The organism is Streptomyces sp. NPDC050997 (genome assembly GCF_040660135.1).
Classification (GTDB): Bacteria; Actinomycetota; Actinomycetes; order Streptomycetales; family Streptomycetaceae; genus Streptomyces.
Map to the genome: position 1 here is coordinate 551033 of NZ_JBFAGK010000002.1, position 21582 is coordinate 572614.

Annotated in this window: 19 protein-coding genes and 1 pseudogene; 16 read left to right on the plus strand and 4 right to left on the minus strand. The window is 70.8% G+C overall.

The window, feature by feature from the left end:
- The first annotated feature begins 71 nt into the window (after positions 1-71).
- Positions 72-1109 carry a helix-turn-helix transcriptional regulator gene (locus AB0H86_RS05675; RefSeq protein ID WP_362433316.1) on the plus strand — a complete coding sequence of 346 codons (1038 nt, stop codon included), beginning with the start codon at positions 72-74 and terminating at the stop codon, positions 1107-1109.
- Here the strand turns inward: AB0H86_RS05675 and AB0H86_RS05680 are convergent.
- A complete protein-coding gene (locus tag AB0H86_RS05680) occupies positions 1072-2016 on the minus strand; it encodes a helix-turn-helix transcriptional regulator (protein ID WP_362433319.1) in 945 nt (314 codons plus the stop codon). The two genes, AB0H86_RS05675 and AB0H86_RS05680, sit on opposite strands and share 38 nt — an antisense overlap.
- A gap of 405 nt (positions 2017-2421) precedes the next feature.
- On the opposite strand from AB0H86_RS05680, the gene AB0H86_RS05685 reads away from it, so the two are divergent.
- From AB0H86_RS05685 to AB0H86_RS05695, 3 genes are all read left to right on the plus strand, one after another.
- Positions 2422-2718 (plus strand): (2Fe-2S)-binding protein, encoded by a 297-nt coding sequence (locus AB0H86_RS05685; protein ID WP_362433706.1) that lies wholly within the window; start codon positions 2422-2424, stop codon positions 2716-2718.
- A gap of 350 nt (positions 2719-3068) precedes the next feature.
- Positions 3069-5666 carry an ATP-dependent chaperone ClpB gene (clpB, locus tag AB0H86_RS05690; RefSeq protein ID WP_362433321.1) on the plus strand — a complete coding sequence of 866 codons (2598 nt, stop codon included), beginning with the start codon at positions 3069-3071 and terminating at the stop codon, positions 5664-5666.
- Between the two features lie 148 nt (positions 5667-5814).
- Complete coding sequence (locus tag AB0H86_RS05695; protein WP_362433324.1) at positions 5815-6345, plus strand: YbjN domain-containing protein; 531 nt, start codon at positions 5815-5817, stop codon at positions 6343-6345.
- Positions 6346-6912: 567 nt separating this feature from the next.
- Here the strand turns inward: AB0H86_RS05695 and AB0H86_RS05700 are convergent.
- On the minus strand, positions 6913-8103 hold the full coding sequence (locus AB0H86_RS05700; RefSeq protein WP_362433327.1) for a pyridoxal phosphate-dependent aminotransferase: 1191 nt from the start codon (positions 8101-8103) through the stop codon (positions 6913-6915).
- 129 nt (positions 8104-8232) lie between these two features.
- Here AB0H86_RS05700 and AB0H86_RS05705 point away from each other — a divergent pair, with 129 nt between their 5' ends.
- From AB0H86_RS05705 to AB0H86_RS05740, 8 genes are all read left to right on the plus strand, one after another.
- Positions 8233-8556: a hypothetical protein gene (locus AB0H86_RS05705; protein ID WP_362433330.1), complete on the plus strand. Its 324-nt coding sequence runs from the start codon at positions 8233-8235 to the stop codon at positions 8554-8556.
- Between the two features lie 435 nt (positions 8557-8991).
- Complete coding sequence (locus AB0H86_RS05710; RefSeq protein WP_362433332.1) at positions 8992-9549, plus strand: DUF2617 family protein; 558 nt, start codon at positions 8992-8994, stop codon at positions 9547-9549.
- A gap of 168 nt (positions 9550-9717) precedes the next feature.
- Complete coding sequence (locus tag AB0H86_RS05715) at positions 9718-11355, plus strand: polyamine aminopropyltransferase (RefSeq protein WP_362433335.1); 1638 nt, start codon at positions 9718-9720, stop codon at positions 11353-11355.
- 234 nt (positions 11356-11589) lie between these two features.
- On the plus strand, positions 11590-12414 hold the full coding sequence (locus AB0H86_RS05720) for an SRPBCC domain-containing protein (protein ID WP_362433337.1): 825 nt from the start codon (positions 11590-11592) through the stop codon (positions 12412-12414).
- A gap of 32 nt (positions 12415-12446) precedes the next feature.
- On the plus strand, positions 12447-13235 hold the full coding sequence (locus AB0H86_RS05725) for an aldose 1-epimerase (RefSeq protein WP_362433340.1): 789 nt from the start codon (positions 12447-12449) through the stop codon (positions 13233-13235).
- Between the two features lie 10 nt (positions 13236-13245).
- Positions 13246-13794 carry an orotate phosphoribosyltransferase gene (gene pyrE, locus AB0H86_RS05730; protein WP_362433342.1) on the plus strand — a complete coding sequence of 183 codons (549 nt, stop codon included), beginning with the start codon at positions 13246-13248 and terminating at the stop codon, positions 13792-13794.
- Positions 13795-14000: 206 nt separating this feature from the next.
- The gene (fbaA, locus tag AB0H86_RS05735) at positions 14001-15032 is read left to right on the plus strand and encodes a class II fructose-bisphosphate aldolase (RefSeq protein ID WP_362433345.1); all 1032 of its coding nucleotides are present in this window, start codon (positions 14001-14003) and stop codon (positions 15030-15032) included.
- An 89-nt stretch (positions 15033-15121) separates the two neighbouring features.
- Positions 15122-16588 carry an MFS transporter gene (locus tag AB0H86_RS05740; RefSeq protein ID WP_362433347.1) on the plus strand — a complete coding sequence of 489 codons (1467 nt, stop codon included), beginning with the start codon at positions 15122-15124 and terminating at the stop codon, positions 16586-16588.
- Positions 16589-16712: 124 nt separating this feature from the next.
- Here the strand turns inward: AB0H86_RS05740 and AB0H86_RS05745 are convergent, their stop codons facing one another.
- Together AB0H86_RS05745 and AB0H86_RS05750 are read right to left on the minus strand one after the other, a co-directional pair.
- Positions 16713-17132 (minus strand): DUF3151 domain-containing protein, encoded by a 420-nt coding sequence (locus AB0H86_RS05745; protein WP_362433349.1) that lies wholly within the window; start codon positions 17130-17132, stop codon positions 16713-16715.
- 71 nt (positions 17133-17203) lie between these two features.
- On the minus strand, positions 17204-17836 hold the full coding sequence (locus AB0H86_RS05750; RefSeq protein ID WP_362433352.1) for a TetR/AcrR family transcriptional regulator: 633 nt from the start codon (positions 17834-17836) through the stop codon (positions 17204-17206).
- A 94-nt stretch (positions 17837-17930) separates the two neighbouring features.
- On the opposite strand from AB0H86_RS05750, the gene AB0H86_RS05755 reads away from it, so the two are divergent.
- From AB0H86_RS05755 to kynU, 4 genes and pseudogenes are all read left to right on the plus strand, one after another.
- Entirely contained in the window at positions 17931-18626 is a 696-nt protein-coding gene (locus AB0H86_RS05755) for an alpha/beta hydrolase (RefSeq protein ID WP_362433354.1), read from the plus strand.
- Between the two features lie 101 nt (positions 18627-18727).
- Positions 18728-19064: pseudogene (locus AB0H86_RS05760) on the plus strand (SDR family NAD(P)-dependent oxidoreductase); the annotation flags it as partial.
- Positions 19065-19432: 368 nt separating this feature from the next.
- Positions 19433-20272: a tryptophan 2,3-dioxygenase family protein gene (locus AB0H86_RS05765; RefSeq protein ID WP_362433356.1), complete on the plus strand. Its 840-nt coding sequence runs from the start codon at positions 19433-19435 to the stop codon at positions 20270-20272.
- The gene (gene kynU, locus AB0H86_RS05770) at positions 20265-21476 is read left to right on the plus strand and encodes a kynureninase (RefSeq protein WP_362433358.1); all 1212 of its coding nucleotides are present in this window, start codon (positions 20265-20267) and stop codon (positions 21474-21476) included. Before AB0H86_RS05765 ends, kynU begins: the two co-directional genes overlap by 8 nt.
- Positions 21477-21582: the final 106 nt, after the last annotated feature.

Here is a 21582-nt window from a genome sequence, read left to right on the forward strand (position 1 = left end):
TGTTGCGGAGCCGGTCCGGTCCGCGCATAGTTGCGCTGCGGAAGACGCTGGAACCGGGGGTGGAACGGGCGATGGCCGGGCACACGGCGGAGCAGCATCCACACGGTGCCGACCGACTGTGCGAGGCCGGGGATCGCGTGTATTCCCGGGCCGTACGGCGAGGTCGGGTGCCGCGCCGTGACGCGGAACCGGTGCCCTGTCTGCTGGAGTTGGCCCTGCTGCACCCGGACCCCGACGACATGGACTGGCTGGTTCCGACCGCCCCGCAGGAGGTCATGACACGGCTGCTGCGCGGGCTGTACGACGAGGTCAGTACGAGCCAGCGGCGGGTGGGTTCGGCGGTGGCGGCCTTCGAGTGGTACGCCGGTCTCGGCGGCCGGCGGCCGCAGGCGCCCGCCGCGGAGGGCAGCGCGATCCGGGTCCTGGACGGACTGTCCCGCATCCAGGCCGCGATGGACGAGGCGACCGAGGCGTGCACGACCGAGGTCATCAGCGTGCAGCCCGGCGGCATCCGCCCCGAGCACGAACTGACGGAGGGTCTGCACCGGGCGCTGGCCCTGCGCGGCCGGGGCGTGCGCATGCGCGACCTGTACACCCACGTGGCCCGGCACGGCCAAGGCCTGCTCACCTACCTGGAGTTGATGGACGGCACGGTCCAGGCGCGCACGCTGGACGAGGTGATCGAACGCCTCATCCTCTTCGACCGCACGGTCGCCTTCATCCCGGCGAACGCGGACCGCACGCTGGCCCTGGAACTGCGTCACCCAGCCCTCGTCGGCTACCTGGTCACGGTCTTCGAACGCCTCTGGCGCCTGGCGATCCCGCTCACCGCCCCGCTGCCCGACACCGGCATCGAGGGGATCTCCCACCGCGAGCAGTCCATCGCGGCCCTGTTGGCGGAGGGCCACCAGGACGCGGTGATCGCGGAACGGCTGGGGATAAGCGTCCGCACCTGCCGGGCCCACATCGCGCGGCTGTCGGAGACCCTCGGCGCGGCCAGCCGCACCCAACTCGGCGTCCGGATCGCCCAGGTGGGCCTGGACGGGTCGCCGCGGCCGCAGGTCACCCGTCTCACTCTGCCCGATCAAGGATCCCGGACTGGGCGATGAGGTAGCCGAGTTGGGCGCGGCTGCCGCTGCCCAGGGCGGAGGCGAGTTTGGCGATGTGGGCTCGGCAGGTGCGCACGTTCATGCCCAGTCGGCGGGCGATCGCCTCGTCGACGTGGCCTTCGACGAGAAGCTTGGCGATGGAGTGCTGGATCTCCGTGATGCCGTCGGGAGCGGTCTCGTAGGGGGCGCCGGTGCTCAGTGGGACGGCGCGGTCCCACAGGTACTCGAAGACCTTGATCAGATAGCGCACGAGGCCGGGGTGGCGAAGCTCAAGGGCGACCTGCTGGTCGTCCCGGGTGGGGATGAAGGCGACGGTCTCGTCGCAGATGATCAGGCGCTCCACCAGCTCGTCGATGGTGCGGTACTCCGCCTTGCCGTCGGCGAGATGGGAGGCGTAGGCCAGCTTCTCCTGGCTGTAGCGGGCCGTGTGCTGGTACAGCGTGCGGATGCGCACGCCTCGTTCGATCAGCGGTCGGTCGCGTTCCATTCCCTGCAGCAGGCTGGCCTCGGACATGCGGTCGCTCGGCTGGACCGTGAGCATCACCGACTGGCACTGGGCGGTGGCCATGTTGAGCGCCGCGTTGATCCGGTCGCCGCCCTCAAGAACCGTGAGGGAGTCGCTCGTCGTCGTCACCTGTGTGCTGAGGGCCATGAACGGCTCGAAGGCGTCCGAGAGTTGGACGGACCGGCGTCGGCGTTCGCTGATCTCGCGTTCCAGCGGGTTGAGCCGCTGGGCCAGTGCCACCGCCGGGGGCACCGGGCGCAGCAACTCGGGGTCGTCCGGGTCCGGGTGCAGGAGGGCGAACTCCATCAGACACGGGGCGGCTTCCGCGTCTGCACGGGCGACGCGGCCGACTCGCAGAGCGGTGGCGTAAAGGTGACTGGCTTCCTCGCACAACTCCGTCATCGCATGGGGATGTATGCCTTTAGTGCGATTCGTTGCCAAATCTCCACCCCCCAGGGTCCTGAACGTGCAGGAACATGATGCATCGATTGTGTGGCCATGACGTGCCCGAATGAGCCATCGTCGTACTCGACGGGGGATAAGGGGACTTTCAAGTGAGGACGAAGCCGACTATGCGTAATAAAATGCTTCGCTCGGTACTTGTCGCCGCCTTCTCCGCCGTAGTGGCCCTAGGAGCGCTGGGTGGCGCGACCGGTGGGAAGGAAGACGTTCGGGCGAACAGCAGCTGGCCGGTGGCGCCAGTGGACTCCGGCGCCACAGGTACCACCGGTGAGGCGGGTTCTGTGGCAGAAGAAGCCGGGAGCTGATGTGACCACTCCACCGGACGACCGCTCCTTCCGCCGTGAAATGGCGACCGCCTACCGCTCGGGCTGGCACTTCATCGACCTTGCCACCGCGATCCCCCACGCCGGTGACTCGTTGATGGTGACCGTGTTCGGTGAGCCGGTCGTCGTGACGCGGGACGACGACGAGGACGTACGGGCGTACCGGTGTCTACGGAAGCCTCGCGGGGCGCCACAGCCCGTGCGGTGTGCCATCCGATACGGAATGATCTTTGTGAATCTGGATCAGCGGGACCATCGTCTGGTGGAGCCTGACGTTCCCGATCTGCACACCATCTCAGCCACCCCCCGCAGTGCCTGACGCGATTCCCCCGTCGTAACAGATCGCTCAGGTGCTTCCCCCCGCAGCGGCGTCACCGTGACCTGAACACGGTGACGCCGCTGCAGTTTCACGGGATATTTCGGGATCTCGACCGAATCTCGTAGTGGCTGGAACTGGTCGATCATCGCTGCCTTCTTACCGACCGCTCGTGCGCTTTCCTTCTTGGGTACCCGCCTCCTGGGCGAACCTCGCCCGCCCAGGACGGGCCGACCCCGCCCGCTCCGCACCTTGAGTGGAATAGACTCAAGTTTGTGTACGCTGCCTGAGTCAGCGAGCTGAGCCGGCGAGCTGAGTCGGCACGGGGATGACGCCAGGAGGAGAACGCGAACGTGGACGCCGAGCTGACCAACCGGAGCCGGGACGCGATCAACGCTGCCGGAAACCGCGCCCTGTCCGACGGGCACCCGGACCTCACACCCGCCCATCTGCTCCTCGCCCTGCTCCAGGGCCAGGACAACGAGAACATCACCGACCTGCTCGCCGCGGTCGACGCCGACCAGGCGGCCGTACGCTCCGGCGTCGAGCGGGTGCTGGCCGGCCTGCCCAGCGTGACCGGGTCCACCGTCGCGCCCCCGCAGCCCAACCGTGAGCTGCTCGCGGTGATCGCGGACGCCGGTGAGCGGGCCACGGAGCTCGGGGACGAGTACCTCTCCACCGAGCACCTGCTCCTCGGTATCGCCGCGAAGGGCGGCGCGGCCGGCGACGTACTCTCCGGTCAGGGCGCCACGGCGAAGAAGCTGCTGGAGGCGTTCCGTAAGGCAAGGGGAGGACGCCGGGTGACGACAGCAGATCCCGAGGGCCAGTACAAGGCCCTGGAGAAGTTCGGGACCGATTTCACCGCCGCCGCGCGGGAGGGCAAGCTCGACCCCGTCATCGGGCGGGACCAGGAGATCCGGCGGGTCGTGCAGGTGCTCTCCCGCCGCACCAAGAACAACCCGGTCCTCATCGGCGAGCCCGGCGTCGGCAAGACCGCCGTGGTCGAGGGGCTGGCCCAGCGGATCGTGAAGGGCGACGTGCCCGAGTCCCTCAAGAACAAGCGACTGGTCGCGCTGGATCTGGGCGCGATGGTCGCGGGGGCGAAGTACCGGGGTGAGTTCGAGGAGCGGCTGAAGACCGTGCTCGCGGAGATCAAGGACTCCGACGGGCAGATCATCACCTTCATCGACGAGCTGCACACCGTGGTCGGCGCGGGCGCCGGCGGGGACTCCGCCATGGACGCCGGCAACATGCTCAAGCCGATGCTGGCCCGCGGTGAGCTGCGCATGGTCGGCGCGACGACCCTGGACGAGTACCGCGAGCGGATCGAGAAGGACCCGGCGCTGGAGCGGCGCTTCCAGCAGGTGCTGGTCGCCGAGCCGACCGTCGAGGACACCATCGCGATCCTGCGCGGTCTCAAGGGCCGCTACGAGGCCCACCACAAGGTGCAGATCGCGGACAGCGCGCTGGTCGCCGCGGCCACCCTCTCCGACCGGTACATCACCTCCCGCTTCCTCCCCGACAAGGCCATCGACCTGGTCGACGAGGCGGCCTCCCGCCTCCGTATGGAGATCGACTCCTCGCCCGTCGAGATCGACGAGCTCCAGCGTGCCGTGGACCGGCTGAAGATGGAGGAGCTGGCCCTCAGCAAGGAGACCGACCCCGCCTCCCGCGAGCGTCTGGAGAAGCTGCGCCGCGACCTCGCCGACAAGGAGGAGGAGCTGCGCGGCCTCACCGCCCGCTGGGACAAGGAGAAGCAGTCCCTCAACCGGGTCGGTGAACTGAAGGAGAAGCTGGACGAGTTGCGCGGCCAGGCCGAACGCGCCCAGCGGGACGGCGACTTCGACACCGCGTCCAAGCTGCTCTACGGCGAGATCCCGTCCCTGGAACGGGACTTGGAGGCCGCCTCGGAGGCCGAGGAGGAGGCAGCCAAGGACACCATGGTCAAGGATGAGGTCGGCGCCGACGACATCGCCGACACCGTCGCCGCGTGGACCGGCATCCCGGCCGGCCGCCTCCTGGAGGGCGAGACGCAGAAGTTGCTGCGGATGGAGGAGGAGCTGGGCAGGCGGCTGATCGGCCAGGGCGAGGCCGTGCGGGCCGTGTCCGACGCCGTGCGCCGCACCCGCGCCGGCATCGCCGACCCGGACCGTCCGACCGGTTCGTTCCTCTTCCTGGGCCCCACCGGCGTCGGCAAGACCGAACTCGCCAAGGCGCTCGCGGACTTCCTGTTCGACGACGAGCGGGCGATGATCCGCATCGACATGTCGGAGTACGGCGAGAAGCACACCGTGTCCCGCCTGGTCGGCGCCCCGCCCGGTTACATCGGCTACGAGGAGGGCGGCCAGCTGACGGAGGCGGTGCGCCGACGCCCGTACAGCGTGGTGCTGTTGGACGAGGTGGAGAAGGCGCACCCGGAGGTCTTTGACATCCTCCTCCAGGTGCTGGACGACGGCCGCCTGACGGACGGTCAGGGCCGTACGGTCGACTTCCGCAACACCATCCTGGTGCTGACGTCCAACCTGGGCAGTCAGTTCCTGGTGGATCCGATCACCAGCGAGCAGGAGAAGAAGGAACAGGTGCTGGAGGTGGTCCGCGCCTCTTTCAAGCCGGAGTTCCTCAACCGGCTCGACGACCTGGTCGTCTTCTCGGCGCTCAGCAAGGACGAGCTGGCCCGGATCGCCCGCCTCCAGACCAACCGTCTGGCCCAGCGGCTCGCCGAACGCCGCCTGTCCCTGGAGATCACCGACGAGGCCCTCGCCTGGCTCGCCGACGAGGGCAACGACCCGGCCTACGGCGCCCGCCCCCTGCGTCGCCTCGTCCAGACCGCCATCGGCGACCGCCTCGCCAAGGAGATCCTCTCCGGCGAGATCAAGGACGGCGACACGGTCCGGGTGGACGCCTTCGGAGACGGGCTGATCGTGGGCCCCGTAACGGGGAAGACTCTGTAGTACGTCAGCGGTACGTCCGCAGTACGCCGGCGGTACGTCCGCACCGACCGGATCCTGTCAGCCGAGGGCTGACAGGCCCCGACGGGGCTTGCCACCCCCCTCCCCGCATGGGGGAGGATGGCGGGATCCGTACGAAGGGAAAATCACGGTGACCATCGACCCGTCCTCGATTCCGAACTTCGGGGGCCAGCCCGAGCCGCAGCCGCAAGGACCGGCGGGCCCCGTCGTCCCGGATCAGGATCTTGTGAAGCAGCTCCTCGACCAGATGGAGCTCAAGTACGTCGTCGACGATGAGGGTGACCTCGCGGCGCCGTGGGAGCAGTTCCGTACGTACTTCATGTTCCGCGGCGAAGGGGACCAGCAGGTCTTCTCCGTCCGGACGTTCTACGACCGGCCCCACAAGATCGACGAGAAGCCGCTGCTGCTGGAGTCCATCGACGACTGGAACCGGCGGACCCTGTGGCCCAAGGTCTACAGCCACACCCACGACGACGGCACCGTCCGCCTCATCGGCGAGGCGCAGATGCTGATCGGCACCGGTGTGAGCCTGGAGCACTTCGTCTCCTCCACGGTCAGCTGGGTACGGGCCGCCATCGAGTTCGACAAGTGGCTCGTGGAGCAGCTCGGCCTGGAGCAGGAGGTCAACGAGGCCGAGAAGCCCGAGGACGACGAGGAGTAGTCCTCTCGGCCCCCCAGAACAACAGCGGCGCGTCGGCGATCACGACCAGATACGCGCCGTAGTCGAACGAGAGCCCGGCCAGGGCACCGGCCACCACGGCCGGTGCCAGGGCCGGGCTCTCGCTATCCGCACCAACGCCCGCGCGAGGGCGGCAGCGGGCGGGGAGCAGGAAACGGGGCTCGGACTCGAAGAGGCCCAACGTGCCGAGGGGATCTCCAGCACCGGAAGGCAAGCACTACAGCTTCGAGGACGTCCTGCTGATCTCCGAGGTCGTCTCGACCTCCTCCGCACGCACGGGGAAGCTCCCCATCCCTCTGACCGACGGCCGTACCTTCACCCTCGACCTCGACGAGCTTCCTCGCCCGGAGCCCGAGGCGGGCGCTAGGGCCTGTCGTTTGGATCACGCCGCAGACGCGGGGTGTGGCACGCACATCTGCCGCGTTGTCGTCGGTTGCCGATGCTCCGCGTCGACGCCCTCCTCCGCCTTGCAGCTGCACGCACCACACCCCGCTCAGGTCGGCCAGGAAGCACCGCTGCTTTCCTGCGGCCTGATCCAAACGACAGGCCCTAGCTGACCAGGCTTCGCAGGCGGCCGGCCGCCTCGTGGAGAACGTCGTCCTTCTTGCAGAAGGCGAAGCGGACCTGGCTGCGGCCGGCGTCGGGGTCGTCGTAGAAGACGGAGTTGGGGATGGCGACGACGCCGCAGCGTGCGGGGAGGGCGCGGCAGAAGGCGTAGGCGTCCTTCTCACCGAACGGGGTGATGTCGGTGGTGATGAAGTAGGTGCCCTTGGGCTGGTAGACCTCGAAGCCGGCCGCGCGGAGGCCGTCGCCCAGCAGGTCGCGCTTGCGGAGGAGGTCGGCGCGGAGGCCGTCGAAGTACGCGTCCGGCAGGCGCAGCGCCTCGGCCACCGCGTACTGGAAGGGCCCCGCCGAGACGTACGTCAGGTACTGCTTCGCCGACCGCACGGCGCCGACCAGCCCGGACGCGGCCGTCACCCACCCCACCTTCCAGCCGGTGAACGAGAACGTCTTGCCGGCCGAACTGATCGAGACGGTCCGCTCACGCATCCCCGGGAAGGTCGCCAGCGGCACGTGCTCGGCCTCGTCGAAGACCAGGTGCTCGTACACCTCGTCCGTGACCACGAGCAGATCCCGCTCCACGGCCAGCTCGGCGATCGCGGTCAGCTCCGCACGGGTGAGGACGGTGCCGGTGGGGTTGTGGGGCGTGTTGATCAGCAGCAGGCGGGTGCGGTCGGTGACGGCGGCGCGCAGCTCGTCGAGATCGAGCCGGAAGCGGCCCTCGTGCGGACGCAGGGTGACCGGCACGCGCGTGCCGCCCGCCATCGCGATGCAGGCCGCGTACGAGTCGTAGTACGGCTCCAGGGCGACGACCTCGTCCCCGGGCTCCACCAGGGCGAGCAGCGCGGCGGCGATCGCCTCCGTGGCGCCCGCGGTGACGAGCACCTCGGTGTCCGGGTCGTACGACAGCCCGTACCGCCGCTCCTGGTGGGCGGCGATCGCCGTACGCAGCTCGGGCACGCCCGGACCCGGCGGATACTGGTTGCCGCGACCGTCCCGCAGCGCCCGTACGGCCGCCTCTCTGACCTCCTCGGGGCCGTCCGTGTCGGGGAAGCCCTGGCCCAGGTTGATCGCCCCGGTGCTCACGGCCAGGGCGGACATCTCGGCGAAGATCGTCGTCCCGAACTCGGCGAGCCGGCGGTTCAGGAGAGGGCGTGCGCTGGAGGTCATGCCAGTCATCCTGCGCCCAAGCTCTGGAGTTCCTCAACTCTGCTTTGGCCGGTGAGTCGGAGGGGCATCTCCTCGGCACGCACCCAGCGAGGCGCCCACGGGGGGCCGCTTCGGGGGAATTGGAAGGAGGGTGACGCCATGTTCATCGGCATCATCCTGGCGGTTGTCTGCATCGTCCTGATCGTCGCGTTCCGCGCCTCGACCCGGAACCGTCGGCGAAGCGCGGTGCGCGCGGGAGGCCGTGGCGGCCGGATCCACCGGTCGTCGGGGAGCGGGTCCGGCGACGGCAGCTGGTGGGTCGCGGGGGGCGCGCCGTTCATCGGTGACAGCGGCTCGGGCTCGTCCGACGGAGGATCGTCGGGCGGGCACCACGGCGGCCACTCCTGCGGTGGCGGCTCGTCCTGCGGCGGCGGGTCCTCCTGCGGGGGCGGCGGGGGCGGGTGCGGGGGAGGCGGCGGCTGAGACGGGCGGCCGCTCCCGGGAGGCAGCTGACACGGGGCAGCTGAGCTCCCGGCGGGGGGAAGCGGGTACGCCACCGAGTCCCCCGCCCGTCGCCACTCACCGCACACCGCGCTACTCATTCCATATGCCCGCCGGGTACTGCTCCCGGCGGGCATAGCACTGCTCCGGCGCACGCTCCGGCCGCCCCGGCGCACGCCGTGGTTGAACAGTTGAGCTGTGGAGCCCTCTGAGGGATGGAAACCGCACGAAGTTGGGTAAAAACGCTGTGGCGGCAGCACAGTTCATGATTCCCTCTAAATCGCCAACGCGGCCTCGGACCTCCCGCGGAGCCCTCCCTGACACTCCGACTGGTCCGACCTGGCCGAATCCCCCGGTGCCGACCGGGGTGCGCCGGACCCACACCTCCCTTTCGTTGCGTGCTAGCGGAGCCGATCCATGCTCACGACCCTGAACACCTCCTACACCGACACGCGTGCGGCCGACCTCGCCTGGGCCCTGGGGCGCGAGCCGCTTCCCGCACTGGCCACGCTCGACCTCGAACTGGCCCAGTCCAAGCTCCAGTTGAGGCTCCTCGGCGCCTCCCACCAGGTGCTTCTGGAAGAGGCGCGGGGCAGTTGTTCGGAGACCGTGGCATGCATCCAGGGCAGCAGCATGCCCCTCCCGCTCGGCGTGGCCAAGCGTGTCGGTGACTGGGAGTACGAGTTCGCCGCCCGCGTCGAGGTCCTCTCGCCGGGCCAGTTCGCGGCCCGCGCCCAGGAGTTGCTGGCCCTGGTCACCGATCACCCCAACGGCCTGGCGGGCGTCTTCCCCGGCAGCCCGAACGCCTTCACCGCGCTGCTGGCCCAGTGCCACGAGGGACAGATGCACTGGCGGACCTGGCACGCGTACCCGCAGGACGGGCAGTTGGTGGCCACGCGGACGAGGGTGGGGGCCCGGGTGGCGGCGGCTCGACCCGGCCGACGCCGGACGCGTCTGAGCCCCTCCGGCGTCTGAGAGCACGGCGGCTCAGGCCGACGGCGGGAGTCCTGGGGCGGCGGTCCGCGGGGGCGCCGTCTCGCACGTCCTCGGGGGCGCCCACGCAAACACCGGGCGCCCGATTGACTCGGAGTTCCACACGTGTGGGTGACGAAGCGTGCCGTTTCCGTGACGTAACGTCGCAGCGTGATCGAACCGCACGCGCCCGCCCCGCCCGGCACCACGCCGCCCTGGGCAGGCCCCGCGCGGCTGCCCGTCCGCCCCGACACGGGCAGGTTCTTCGTCCTCGCCTGTGTCTTCGTCTGCGCGGCCTGCGGACTCGTGTACGAACTCGAACTCGTCGCGCTGGCCTCTTATCTGATCGGCGACTCGGTCACCCAGGCCTCGGTCGTCCTGTCCGTGATGGTCTTCGCGATGGGCATCGGCTCGCTCGCCGCGAAACGCCTGCGCTGGCACGCGGCGGCCGCGTTCGGCGCCCTGGAGGCCGCGCTCGCCCTCGTCGGCGGATGCAGCGCGATGGCCCTGTACGCGGTGTTCGCCTGGACCGGCGCCTGGGGCGGCCTGTGGGCCAGCGGCCCCCGCTGTCTCCTGGTCGCCTTCTCCCTCGCCATCGGCCTGCTGATCGGCGCCGAAGTCCCCCTCCTCATGGAGCTGATCCAGCGCATCCGCCGCCAGGACGCCGGCGGCGCGGTCGCCGACCTGTTCGCCGCGGACTACGTGGGCGCCCTCGTCGGCGGTCTGGCCTTCCCCTTCCTGCTGCTGCCGCTCCTCGGTCAGCTGACCGGCGCCCTGCTCACCGGCACCGTCAACGCGGTCGCCGGTGCCGTGCTCGTCCTCGGCCTGTTCCGCCGCGACCTGAGCTGCCGGGCCCGCTGCCTGCTCCTGGCGGCCAACCTCGCCGTGCTCGCCCTCCTCGCCACGGCCGCCGTACTCGTCGACGACTTCGAACGGGCCGCGCGGCAGGCGGTGTACGGCGACGACGTACGGGTGGCGGTGCAGACGGACATCCAGGAGGTCGTCCTCACCGGCGGCACCGGCGGTCGGCCATTCGGCCTCTTCCTCGACGGCCGGCTCCGGGTCAGCGGCCGGGACCAGCACCGCTACCACGAGGCGCTGGTCCACCCCGCGATGAACGGCCCCCACGCACGGGTGCTCGTCCTCGGCGGCGGCGACGGACTGGCCGCGCGGGAGGTGCTGCGCTACCCGGACGTACGCGGCGTCGACATCGTCGAACTCGACGAGGGCGTCGTACGGCTGGCCCGTCAGGACCCGGCGCTGGCGAAGCTCAACGGCCATGTGTACGGCGACGCGCGCGTCCGCGTGAGCACGGCGGACGCCTTCGGCTGGCTGCGTCAGGCGCCCTCGGCGGTGTACGACGTGGTGATCGCGGACCTGCCCGACCCGGGCATCACCGCGAGTACGAAGCTGTACTCGCAGGAGTTCTACGACCTCGCACGCCGCGTCCTGGCGGACGACGGCCGGCTGGCGGTGCACGCCGGGCCGGTCGCCTCCCGCCCGCGCGTGTTCTGGACCGTGGACACGACGATCCGGGCGGCCGGACTGCACACCGCGCCCTACCGCGTCGGCGGCCGCGACTCCGGCTTCACCGCGGGCCCCGACCGCACGGCCGGCCCGGAACGGGCCCCGCGCGACTGGGGTTTCGTCCTCGCGTCCGCCGCGCCCCGACCACCCCTGCGACTCGCCCCGGACGGACCGCGGCCGCGCACACTGACCCAGGCGTTCCTGGCGGCGGACGCGCGGGCGGCGGCCGGGACGAGGATCGGGGGGCTGCCGGTGTCGACGCTGGCGCATCCGCGGTACTGACCACCGTGGGGCCACGGGGCTGACCACCATGGGCCACGGGTACTGACCACGACGGGCCTCGGGTACTGACCACGACGGGCCTCGGGTACTGACCACGACGGGCCTCGGGTACTGACCACGACGGGCCTCGGGTACTGACCACGACGGGCCACGGGCCTGACACCAGGGGCCACGCGCGGTCACTTTCGGCCAACCGAGGTGCACGACGGCGGCCACTGGGTAGAGTCCGCTGATATGGAGCATGAGGTGTTCGTTCCGGTTCCGGCCGAGCGGCTCAGGGAAGCACTGGCCGACCCCGCACGGGTCGCCCGGGCCGTTCCGGGGCTCCACCAGGACGCCGGCGCCGAACCCGTCACGGGGCGGCTGAAGGTGCGCGTCGGCAGTCACTCCATCACCTACCGCGGCTCGGTGCGGATCTCCGGGCGGGACGACGGTTCGTACGCCGCCGAGGGCGACGCGACCGAGGCCCGAGGCACCGGCGCGGTGAAGCTGACGCTCACGATCTCCGTCCGGGAAGCGGACGGCGGCTCCACGGTGACCTTCGAGGGAACCGCCTCCGCGGACGGCCGGGTCACGGAACTGCCGCCGGACGCGGTGGCCTCGGCCGCCACCCGTCTGCTCACCCGGTTCGCGGAGAACCTGGGAGCCGTTCAGAGCCCGGGGGCCGCGGCGGAGGGGGAGCGGGAGACGCCGGAAGGGCAGACGCCGGAGGGGCAGACGCCCGAGGAGCCGCAGGTCGCCGAGCTTCCTCCGCCTCCCACCCCTCCCTCCCCTCCCGAGTCGTCCCCCGCCTTCGAGGCCGACGTCCCTCCGTCGTCCCTCCCCGAGCGCTTCGAGGACGCCGGTGGACCGCCCGCCGAGGCGGCGCACGCGCGGCGGACGATGATCGGCCGCAGCGCGGAGGAGGTCGACCACGCGCCGCCGCGGGGCCGCTACGCCCCCGTCCCCGCCCCGCAGACGATCTCCCCCAACCAGACGCTCCGCTGGGCCGCGCCGGCAGCCGCGGCGGCGCTGGCGTCGGCGATCGTCGTGACCAGGGTGCTGCGCAAACGCCGGTGACCGCCGCTTGATCACCCCAGTAGGGTCGTCCCGTGAGTAACGAAGACATCACACTGACCGCGGGTGACGCGGAAGTGACCGTGCAGCCGGGCAATGGTGGCCGTATCGGAGGGCTCCGGGTCGACGGGGTCGAGCTCCTCCGGCAGGGCGACCGCTTCGGCTGCTTCCCGATGGTTCCCTGGTGCGGCCGGACCAGGGACGGCCGGTTCCGGGACGGCGGGTCCGTCCACCAGATGCCGCTCAACTCCCCGCCGCACGCCATCCACGGCACCGCCCGCGACGGTGCCTGGCGCACCGCCCGCGTGACCGACGACGAGGCGGTCATCACGTACGACCTGGTCGAGCCGTGGCCCTACCCGGGCCGGGTCACGCAGGTGGTCGGTCTCACCGGGGACGCGCTGACGCTGACGATGTCCGTGGAGACGTACGACTCCTCCTTCCCGGCCCAGATCGGCTGGCACCCCTGGTTCAACCGGAACCTGGGACAGGACGACGTACGGCTCGACTTCAGCCCCGCCTGGCAGGAGGAGCGCGGCGCCGACCATCTGCCCACCGGCACCCGTCTCGACCCGGCGCCCGGTCCCTGGGACGACTGCTTCGGCATGCCGGGAGGCGTCGACGTCACGCTGACCTGGCCCGAGCGACTCGAGCTGAAGGTCACCAGCCCCGAACAGTGGGTCGTCGTGTACGACGAGCAGCAGGCGGCCGTGTGCGTGGAGCCGCAGACCGGGCCGCCCAACGGACTGAACACTCTCCCGCGGCTGGTCACGCCGCTGGAGCCGCTCGAAGCCACCACCACGTGGACTTGGCGCCGCCTCTAAGCTGACAGGCATGACTGACGTTCGCGGCGCCCTGCTGCAGCAGATCAAGGACAAGGCCGTCGTGCACGGCAAGGTGACCCTGTCGTCGGGTCTCGAGGCCGACTACTACGTCGACCTGCGGCGCATCACCCTCGACGGCGAGGCCGCCCCGCTGGTGGGGCAGGTGCTGCTGGACCTGACCGCCGACCTGGACTTCGACGCGGTGGGCGGGCTGACCATGGGCGCCGACCCCGTGGCCGGCGCCATGCTGCACGCCGCCGCCGCCCGCGGCCGGAAGCTGGACGCCTTCGTCGTACGGAAGGCGGCCAAGGCGCACGGCCTGCAGCGGCAGGTCGAGGGGCCGGAGATCGCGGGCCGCCGGGTCCTGGTCGTCGAGGACACCTCCACCACCGGCGGCTCCCCGCTCGCCGCCGTCGAGGCCGTGCGCGAGGCGGGTGCCGAGGTCGTCGCCGTCGCGACCATCGTCGACCGGGCTACCGGCGCCGCCGAGAAGATCGAGCAGGGCGCGGGCGTCCCGTACCTCTTCGCCTACTCCAAGGACGAGTTGGGCCTGGACTGACACAACGCCCGACACAACGACTGACACAACAACTGACACAACGCCTGCACAACGACTGACGCAACGCCTGAGATAACGACTTGACCTGCGGCATCGACCATTCGGTCAAGTCTGGAAAGATGGGGCCGACGACGACGTCACCCCCAAGGTCTAGGTCAGGGCCGTAGCAGCAGAACGCCAACCCGCACATACCAAGGAGCGGACAGATGCCGATCGCAACCCCCGAGGTCTACAACGAGATGCTCGACCGGGCGAAGGCAGGCAAGTTCGCCTACCCGGCCATCAATGTCACCTCGACCCAGACCCTGCACGCTGCCCTGCGCGGCTTCGCGGAGGCCGAGAGCGACGGCATCATCCAGATCTCCACGGGTGGCGCCGAGTTCCTGGGCGGCCAGTACAGCAAGGACATGGTGACGGGCTCGGTCGCGCTCGCCGAGTTCGCGCACATCGTCGCCGAGAAGTACCCGGTCACCGTCGCCCTGCACACGGACCACTGCCCCAAGGACAAGCTCGACACCTACGTCCGTCCGCTGATCGCGATCTCCGAGAAGCGTGTCCAGGCCGGTCTGGGCCCGCTGTTCCAGTCCCACATGTGGGACGGTTCCGCGGAGACCCTGGCGGACAACCTGACCATCGCGCAGGAGCTGCTGGAGAAGGCCCGCGCCGCCAAGATCATCCTCGAGGTGGAGATCACCCCGACCGGTGGCGAGGAGGACGGCGTCTCGCACGAGATCAACGACTCCCTGTACACGACGGTCGACGACGCGGTGCGTACGGTCGAGGCGCTGGGCCTGGGCGAGAAGGGCCGCTACCTGCTGGCCGCCTCCTTCGGAAACGTCCACGGCGTGTACAAGCCGGGCAACGTGGTGCTGCGTCCCGAGCTCCTGAAGCAGCTGAACGAGGGCGTGGCCGCCAAGTACGGCCAGTCGGCCGGCTCCCAGCCGTTCGACTTCGTCTTCCACGGCGGCTCCGGCTCCTCGGAGGGAGAGATCGCGACCGCGCTGGAGAACGGCGTCGTCAAGATGAACATCGACACCGACACGCAGTACGCCTTCACGCGTCCGGTCGCCGACCACGTGCTCCGCAACTACGACGGCGTGCTGAAGGTCGACGGCGAGGTCGGCTCCAAGAAGATCTACGACCCGCGTACCTGGGGCAAGCTGGCCGAGGCGAGCATGGCCGCGCGCGTCGTCGAGGCGACGCAGCACCTGCGTTCGGCGGGCACGAAGATCAAGTAACCCGCTTGGTCGAGGTCGCTCGCGACCTTTCCCCGGCGGATTCCGGCGCGCCCGGTGCCACGGCACCGGGCGCGTTGTATATCTGGGGCATGCCCGATGTCCGGCTGGCCTCACCGCAGGGCAGATGGATCCTGCTGACCACCGTCCTCGGCTCCAGCATGGCCATGCTGGACTCGACCGTCATCAACGTCGCCCTGCCCTCCATCGGCCGTGACCTCGACGCGGACCTCGCCGCCCTCCAGTGGACGGTCAACGCGTACACGCTGACGCTGGCCGGGCTGATCCTGCTCGGCGGCTCCCTGGGCGACCGCCTCGGCCGCCGCAAGGTCTTCGTCGTCGGTGTCGTCTGGTTCGCCGCGGCCTCCCTGCTGTGCGGCATCGCCCCGAACGCCGGTGTGCTGATCGCCGCCCGTGCCCTGCAGGGGATCGGGGGCGCCCTCCTCACCCCCGGCTCCCTCGCGCTCATCCAGGCCTCCTTCCATCCCGACGACCGGGGGCGGGCCGTCGGCCTGTGGTCGGGATTCGGCGGGATCGGGGCGGCCGTCGGGCCGTTCGTCGGCGGCTGGCTGGTCGACGGCCCGGGCTGGCGGTGGGTGTTCCTGCTCAACGTCCCGCTGGCGCTGCTGTGCGCGCCGATCGCCGTACGGCATGTTCCGGAGTCCGCGGACAGTCGTACCCACGGCCGCTTCGACGTGCTCGGCGCGGTCCTCGGCGCGGCGGCGCTCGCGCTGCTCACGTACGCGCTGATCGAGGCCCGCTCGGCAACCCTCACCGTCGTTGTCTCGGCCGTCGCCGGTCTGGTGGCCGCGGTGGCCTTCGTGTACGTCGAGGGGCACCGGACCGATCCGATGATGCCGCTCGACATCTTCGCGTCCCGCCAGTTCACCGCGGTCAACCTGGTCACGCTGTGTGTGTACGCGGCCTTCGGCGGGTTCTTCTTCCTCTCCGCGGTCCAGCTCCAGGTGGCCGTCGGCTACTCGGCACTCGGCGCCGGCACGGCCCTGCTGCCGACGACCGCCCTGATGCTGCTGCTGTCCGCGCGCTCCGGTGAGCTGGCGGACCGGATCGGGCCACGGATCCCGTTGACGGTGGGGCCGCTGCTGTGCGCCGCCGGGATGCTGCTGATGCTGCGGGTCGGGCCGGGGGCCTCGTACGTCACCGATGTGCTGCCCGCGCTGCTGGTGCTGGGGCTGGGCATGGTGACCCTGGTGGCTCCGCTGACGGCGAGTGTCCTCGGGTCCGTGGAGACCGCGCGGGCCGGTCTTGCCAGCGGCGTCAACAACGCGGCGGCCCGGGCGGCGGGGCTGATCGCGGTGGCCGCGCTGCCGCTGATCGTCGGGATGGGGGAGGAGGCGTACCGGTCACCGGAGGCCTTCGACGCCGCGTTCGGGCGGGCGATGGTGGTGTGCGCGGGGGTGCTGGTGGTCGGGGCGGCGGTGGCCTTCGCGACGGTACGGAGGCCTCCGCCGGGCTGCCAGAGGCCGGAGTGCCTGAGGCACGGGTCCGTTACGGCGCCGCCGCTGGAGGGAGAGCGGGCGCGGGGGCGTTTGTCGTAGTGGGGACTACGGGCTCGGGGGTGTGCCGTAGCGGGAGTTTCTGCGTTATCTGCGTTCCGTGCCGTCGCCGTGGCTGAGTGACGGCGGCGGCACGGACGCTTCAGCCGCGGTGGCTGTTACCGGCTCAGCGCCTCAGCTCGGCGTACGCTTCCGCGCTGCTGTCCTGAAGGAACTGTTGGCAACGTTCCGCCTCGTCCTTCTCATTGATCTCCCTGGCGGCACGAGCGAGTGCGGCGAGGCAGCGCAGAAACCCGCGATTGGCCCGGTGCTCCCAAGGGATGGGGCCATGCCCCTTCCACCCGGCCCGGCGCAGCGAGTCCAGGCCGCGGTGATAGCCGGTGCGTGCGTACGCGTACGACTCGACCACTCGCCCCGCCTCGAAGGCGTCGTCGGCGAGCATCGCCCAGGCGAGCGAGAACGTGGGGTACTTCGCCGCGACCTCGGCCGGGGGCTGGGACTCCTCGCCCAGCAGGCGGTACGCCTCTTCGTTCTCCGGCAGGTAGGTCGGCTCCGGGCCGCCGAGCAGGTTCTTGTGCGTCGTCATGGAAGCAGTCTGCCACTTGCGCGGCAGGGGATGCGGGGGAGCGGCCAGGGCAGGCGAACCCTGCGGCCGCGCTATGTGCCCGACGCCGTGTCGGTGCTGGTCGTGCTGCTGCCGGCGCGCTCCTGGGAGCCGTAGGCGGTTGAGCGGTAGCCGCTGGGCAGGTGCTCGACCGATCCGAGGAAGTCGCGGAAGGCCTGGTCGGTGCGGGTGGTGTCGCCGGTGGCGTCGAGGTCCATGAGGAGACCACGGATGACGGCGAGAACGAGCGTCGCGAGATCCGGCCGGCCGATACTGCGCAGGCCGTCCTCGAGCGGCCCGAGCCAGTCGGTCGTCGCGGTGCGCCGGAAGTTGGGCCACAACTGCTGCTCCGCACTCTCGCGCAGCTGACCGAACATCCGCAGGTACGGCTGCCCGTCCGGGCCGGTGATGGAGATCCAGGCGCGGTTCAGGGTGGCCGTGTAGGGCTCCTCGGGTCGCACCCGCAGAAGGTCGCCGAAGGTGTCGAGCTGACGTTGCCGCGCGTGCCCGAGGACGGCCCGCAGCAGGGCGTCGCGGGTGCCGAAGTGATAGATCAGCATGCGGGCTGAGGTGCCGGTGGCGGTGGCCAGCGGCTCGAGCCGGTCGGGGAGGCCGTGCGCGAGGGCGTGATCGGCGCAGGCATCGAGCAGCTTCTCCTTGATGTGCGGTTGCGGTCGTCTGCCCATGACCCTACTTTTTCACGTAACGAATGCTACGTCTATCGTCGGCTGGGGGCAGTCAAGCCAGTCAAGGCCAGTCAAGGCGGACGTGGAGGTAGCGATGAGGGTCGTCTTCGTGCATGGGGCGTGCGTGCGGGACGGGTCGTGGTGGTGGCACCGCACCGCCGAGCTGCTGCGGGAGCGAGGGGTGCCGAGCGTGACCCCGGCGCTGCCGAGTTGCGGCGAGACGGGCCTGCCCGGCGGCGTCGACGGTCCGGGGCTGCCCGAGGATGTCGCCGCGGTGCGGCAGGTGCTGCGGGCCGGCGACGAGCCGACCGTCGTGGTCGCCCACAGCTACGGCGGCATCGTCACCGCGGAAGCCGCCGCGGGAATCGGGTCGGTGCGCCATCTGCTGCTGGTCTCCAGCTACCTGCCCGAGGTCGGGCAGAGCCTGTCGGAGTTCGCGGACGGCGGCCCCGCCCCGTTCCTCGACGTCGACCCCGACGCCGGCACGTTCGGGGTCCGCCCCGAGCTGCTCGTGGACACGTTCCTGCAGGACTGCGACCCCGAGGTCCAGGCGCGGGCGGCGGACCACCTCGCCCGGCAGAGCGTGCAGGTGACCGGGCAGCCGGTCGGGGCCGCCGCATGGCAGCAGGTGCCCTCGACGTACCTCGTCTGCGCTCAGGACCGGGGCACCCCGCCGCGGCTGCAGCGCGAGTTCGCCCGCCGGGCCGGCAACGTCGTCGAGCTCGACGCCGGCCACCACCCGTTCCTGTCCCAGCCCGCAGCGGTCCGGGACCTGCTGCTGAGCTTGTGACGGCAGCCGCGGACGAGCCGGGCCGGTGATCCGAGGGCCAGGAGATCGGCGATCCACCCTCGCCCGTCCCTGAGCCGCTTGGCGGAGTGCCGCTGACCTGTCTCGACCAGCGACCGAACACCCCTCGACCGCACGTCTCCAGCTACGTCGGCTCCCTGACCCGGCAGGCGGACCCGGACATCGAGATCGGCCCCATCATGGCGGCCTACGCACCGTCGAAGTCCTTCCTCAACGCCGTCACCGTGCAGTACGCCCGCCAGTTCGCCGGTACGAACATCCTGATCAACGCCGCCTGCCCGGGCCTGGTCGCGACCGACTTCACCGACTTCCACGGGCCCCCCCGAGCAGGGCGCGGCCACAGCGATCCGGCTCGCCACGCTGCCCGACGGCGGCCCGACGGGTTCGTTCTTCGAGGACGAGGGCGTCATCCCCTGGTAACCCCAAAGCTGCCGCGCCCTGGCGTGCCAGCGGCGTGGGGTACTACCGCTCCCAGCGCGACAGGCCGTCGGCAGGTGTCGGCAGTGACGTGGATCGAGACGGATCACCGGGTGCCGGCCGGACTGCCGCATCTGCTCGTTCTCCAACTCCCTGTACGAGCGCTGCTCCCAGTTCCTGAAGGACTCCTCCCCGGCGGCCGCCCAGACCCTGGGCTGAGTCGTCGCCTCCCCTCCGGGCCCGCCTGGGCGATCAGGCGGGCCTTGCGTTTTTGGCGGACCATCGAAGAAGATGCCCGGCGGGGACCGGGGCCACCGTGTCGACAACGGCAGGGGCGGACCGCTACCCGGAGTACACAACAGGAGACAGCGATGTCCCAAGAGGCTCAAGAAGCGCAGGAGCCCGAGACCCCGCATCTCGACTTCAACGGCACGACCCCGTACGAGGACTACGTACAGGCGGACGTGCTCACTCACCTGCAGCACACCCTCTCCGACGATCCCGGAGAGATGGTCTTCCTGGTCACGACCCAGGTGATGGAGCTGTGGTTCACCGTCATCGTCCACGAGTGGGAGACCGCGGCGCGGGCCCTGCGCGAGGACGACGTGCCGGTGGCGGTCGCCGCGCTGAAGCGTTCCGTACGGGAGCTGGAGGCGCTGAACGCCTCCTGGAGGCCACTCGGACAGCTCACCCCGGCCCAGTTCAACGCGTACCGCAGCGCCCTCGGCGAGGGCTCCGGCTTCCAGTCGGCGATGTACCGCCGGATGGAGTTCCTGCTCGGCGAGAAGTCCGCCTCCATGCTGGTCCCGCACCGCGGCGCGCCGCGTGTGCACGCGGAGCTGGAGAAGGCGCTGCACGAGCCGAGCCTGTACGACGAGGTGCTGCGGCTGCTGGCCCGGCGCGGGCATGCCGTGCCGGGGGCGGTGCTGGAACGTGACGTCTCGCGCCGGTACCAGCCGTCCGACGAGGTCGAGGCCGTCTGGACGGCCCTCTACTCCGGTGACGAGAGCGACGAACTGGCCCGCCTCGGCGAGGCGTTGACCGATGTGGCCGAGCTGGTGTGGCGCTGGCGCAACGACCACCTGGTCGCCACCCGCCGCGCGATGGGCTCCAAGGCCGGCACAGGCGGCTCCGCCGGGGTCGCCTGGCTGGAGAAACGCGCCCGGAACAACGTGTTCCCGGAGCTGTGGACGGCGCGCTCCCATGTCTGAACTAGCTTTCAAAGCACGGGAGTTGGACGCCGGTGACGCACTGGCGGGAGTGCGTGCGCGGTTCGTCCTGGACGAGGCCGTGTACCTGGACGGGAACTCGCTCGGCGCGCTGCCGGCGGCCGTCCCCGGGCGCGTCGAGGATGTCGTACGGCGGCAGTGGGGCGAGCTGCGCATCCGTTCCTGGGAGGAGAGCGGCTGGTGGACCGCGCCCGAGCGGATCGGCGACCGGATCGCCCCGCTGATCGGCGCGGCGGCCGGACAGATCGTGGTCGGCGACTCCACAAGTGTCAACGTGTTCAAGGCACTTGTGGGTGCGGTACGGCTGGCGCGGCTCGCCGACGGCGATGCTCGTGACGAGATCCTCGTCGACGCGACCACGTTCCCCACCGACGGGTACATCGCCGGGTCCGCCGCCCGGATGACGGGTTGCGCCCTGCGCCCGGTGACGCCGGCGGAGGTGCCCGGCGCGCTGGGCGACCGTACCGCCGCCGTGCTGCTGAACCACGTCGACTACCGCACCGGCCGGCTGCACGACCTGCCCGCTCTGACGGCCGCCGTGCACGCGGCGGGCGCGATCGCCGTCTGGGACCTGTGCCACAGCGCGGGCGCCCTGCCGGTCGGACTCGACGAGCACGGGGTAGACCTGGCGGTCGGCTGCACCTACAAGTACCTGAACGGCGGCCCGGGTTCACCGGCGTACCTGTACGTACGCGGCGAACTGCAGGACCGCTTCGACTCCCCGCTGCCCGGCTGGAACTCGCACGCCGACCCCTTCGGCATGCGTGCGGACTACACACCGGCCACCGGCGCCCCGCGTGGTCGCGTCGGCACGCCCGACATCCTGTCCATGCTCGCCCTGGAGGCCGCCCTGGAGGTGTGGGACGGCGTCTCGATCGAGAGCGTCCGCACCAAGTCCCTCGCGCTCACGGACTTCTTCCTGGAGTGCGTGGCCGAGTACGTTCCGGCGGGCAGCGTGGAGTCGCTGACGCCGGTGCCCCACGGGGAGCGGGGCAGCCAGGTCGCGCTGCGCTGTGCGGATGCCGGCCAGGTCATGGAGCGGCTGATCGAACAGGGCGTCGTCGGAGACTTCCGGCACCCGGACGTCCTTCGCTTCGGGTTCACACCGTTGTACGTCGGGTTCGCGGATGTGGAGCGGGCGGCGGGGGTGCTTGCGGGGACCCTTCGGGGTGGGGGCGGCGGCTGACGATCACGACCGTACGGGTGTACTGAGCACGGCCGTACGGACACGGGCGGTGCGACCTTTGGGACGCACGGTGTCGGACGCGGCGGACATAGCGGCCCGCACGGTG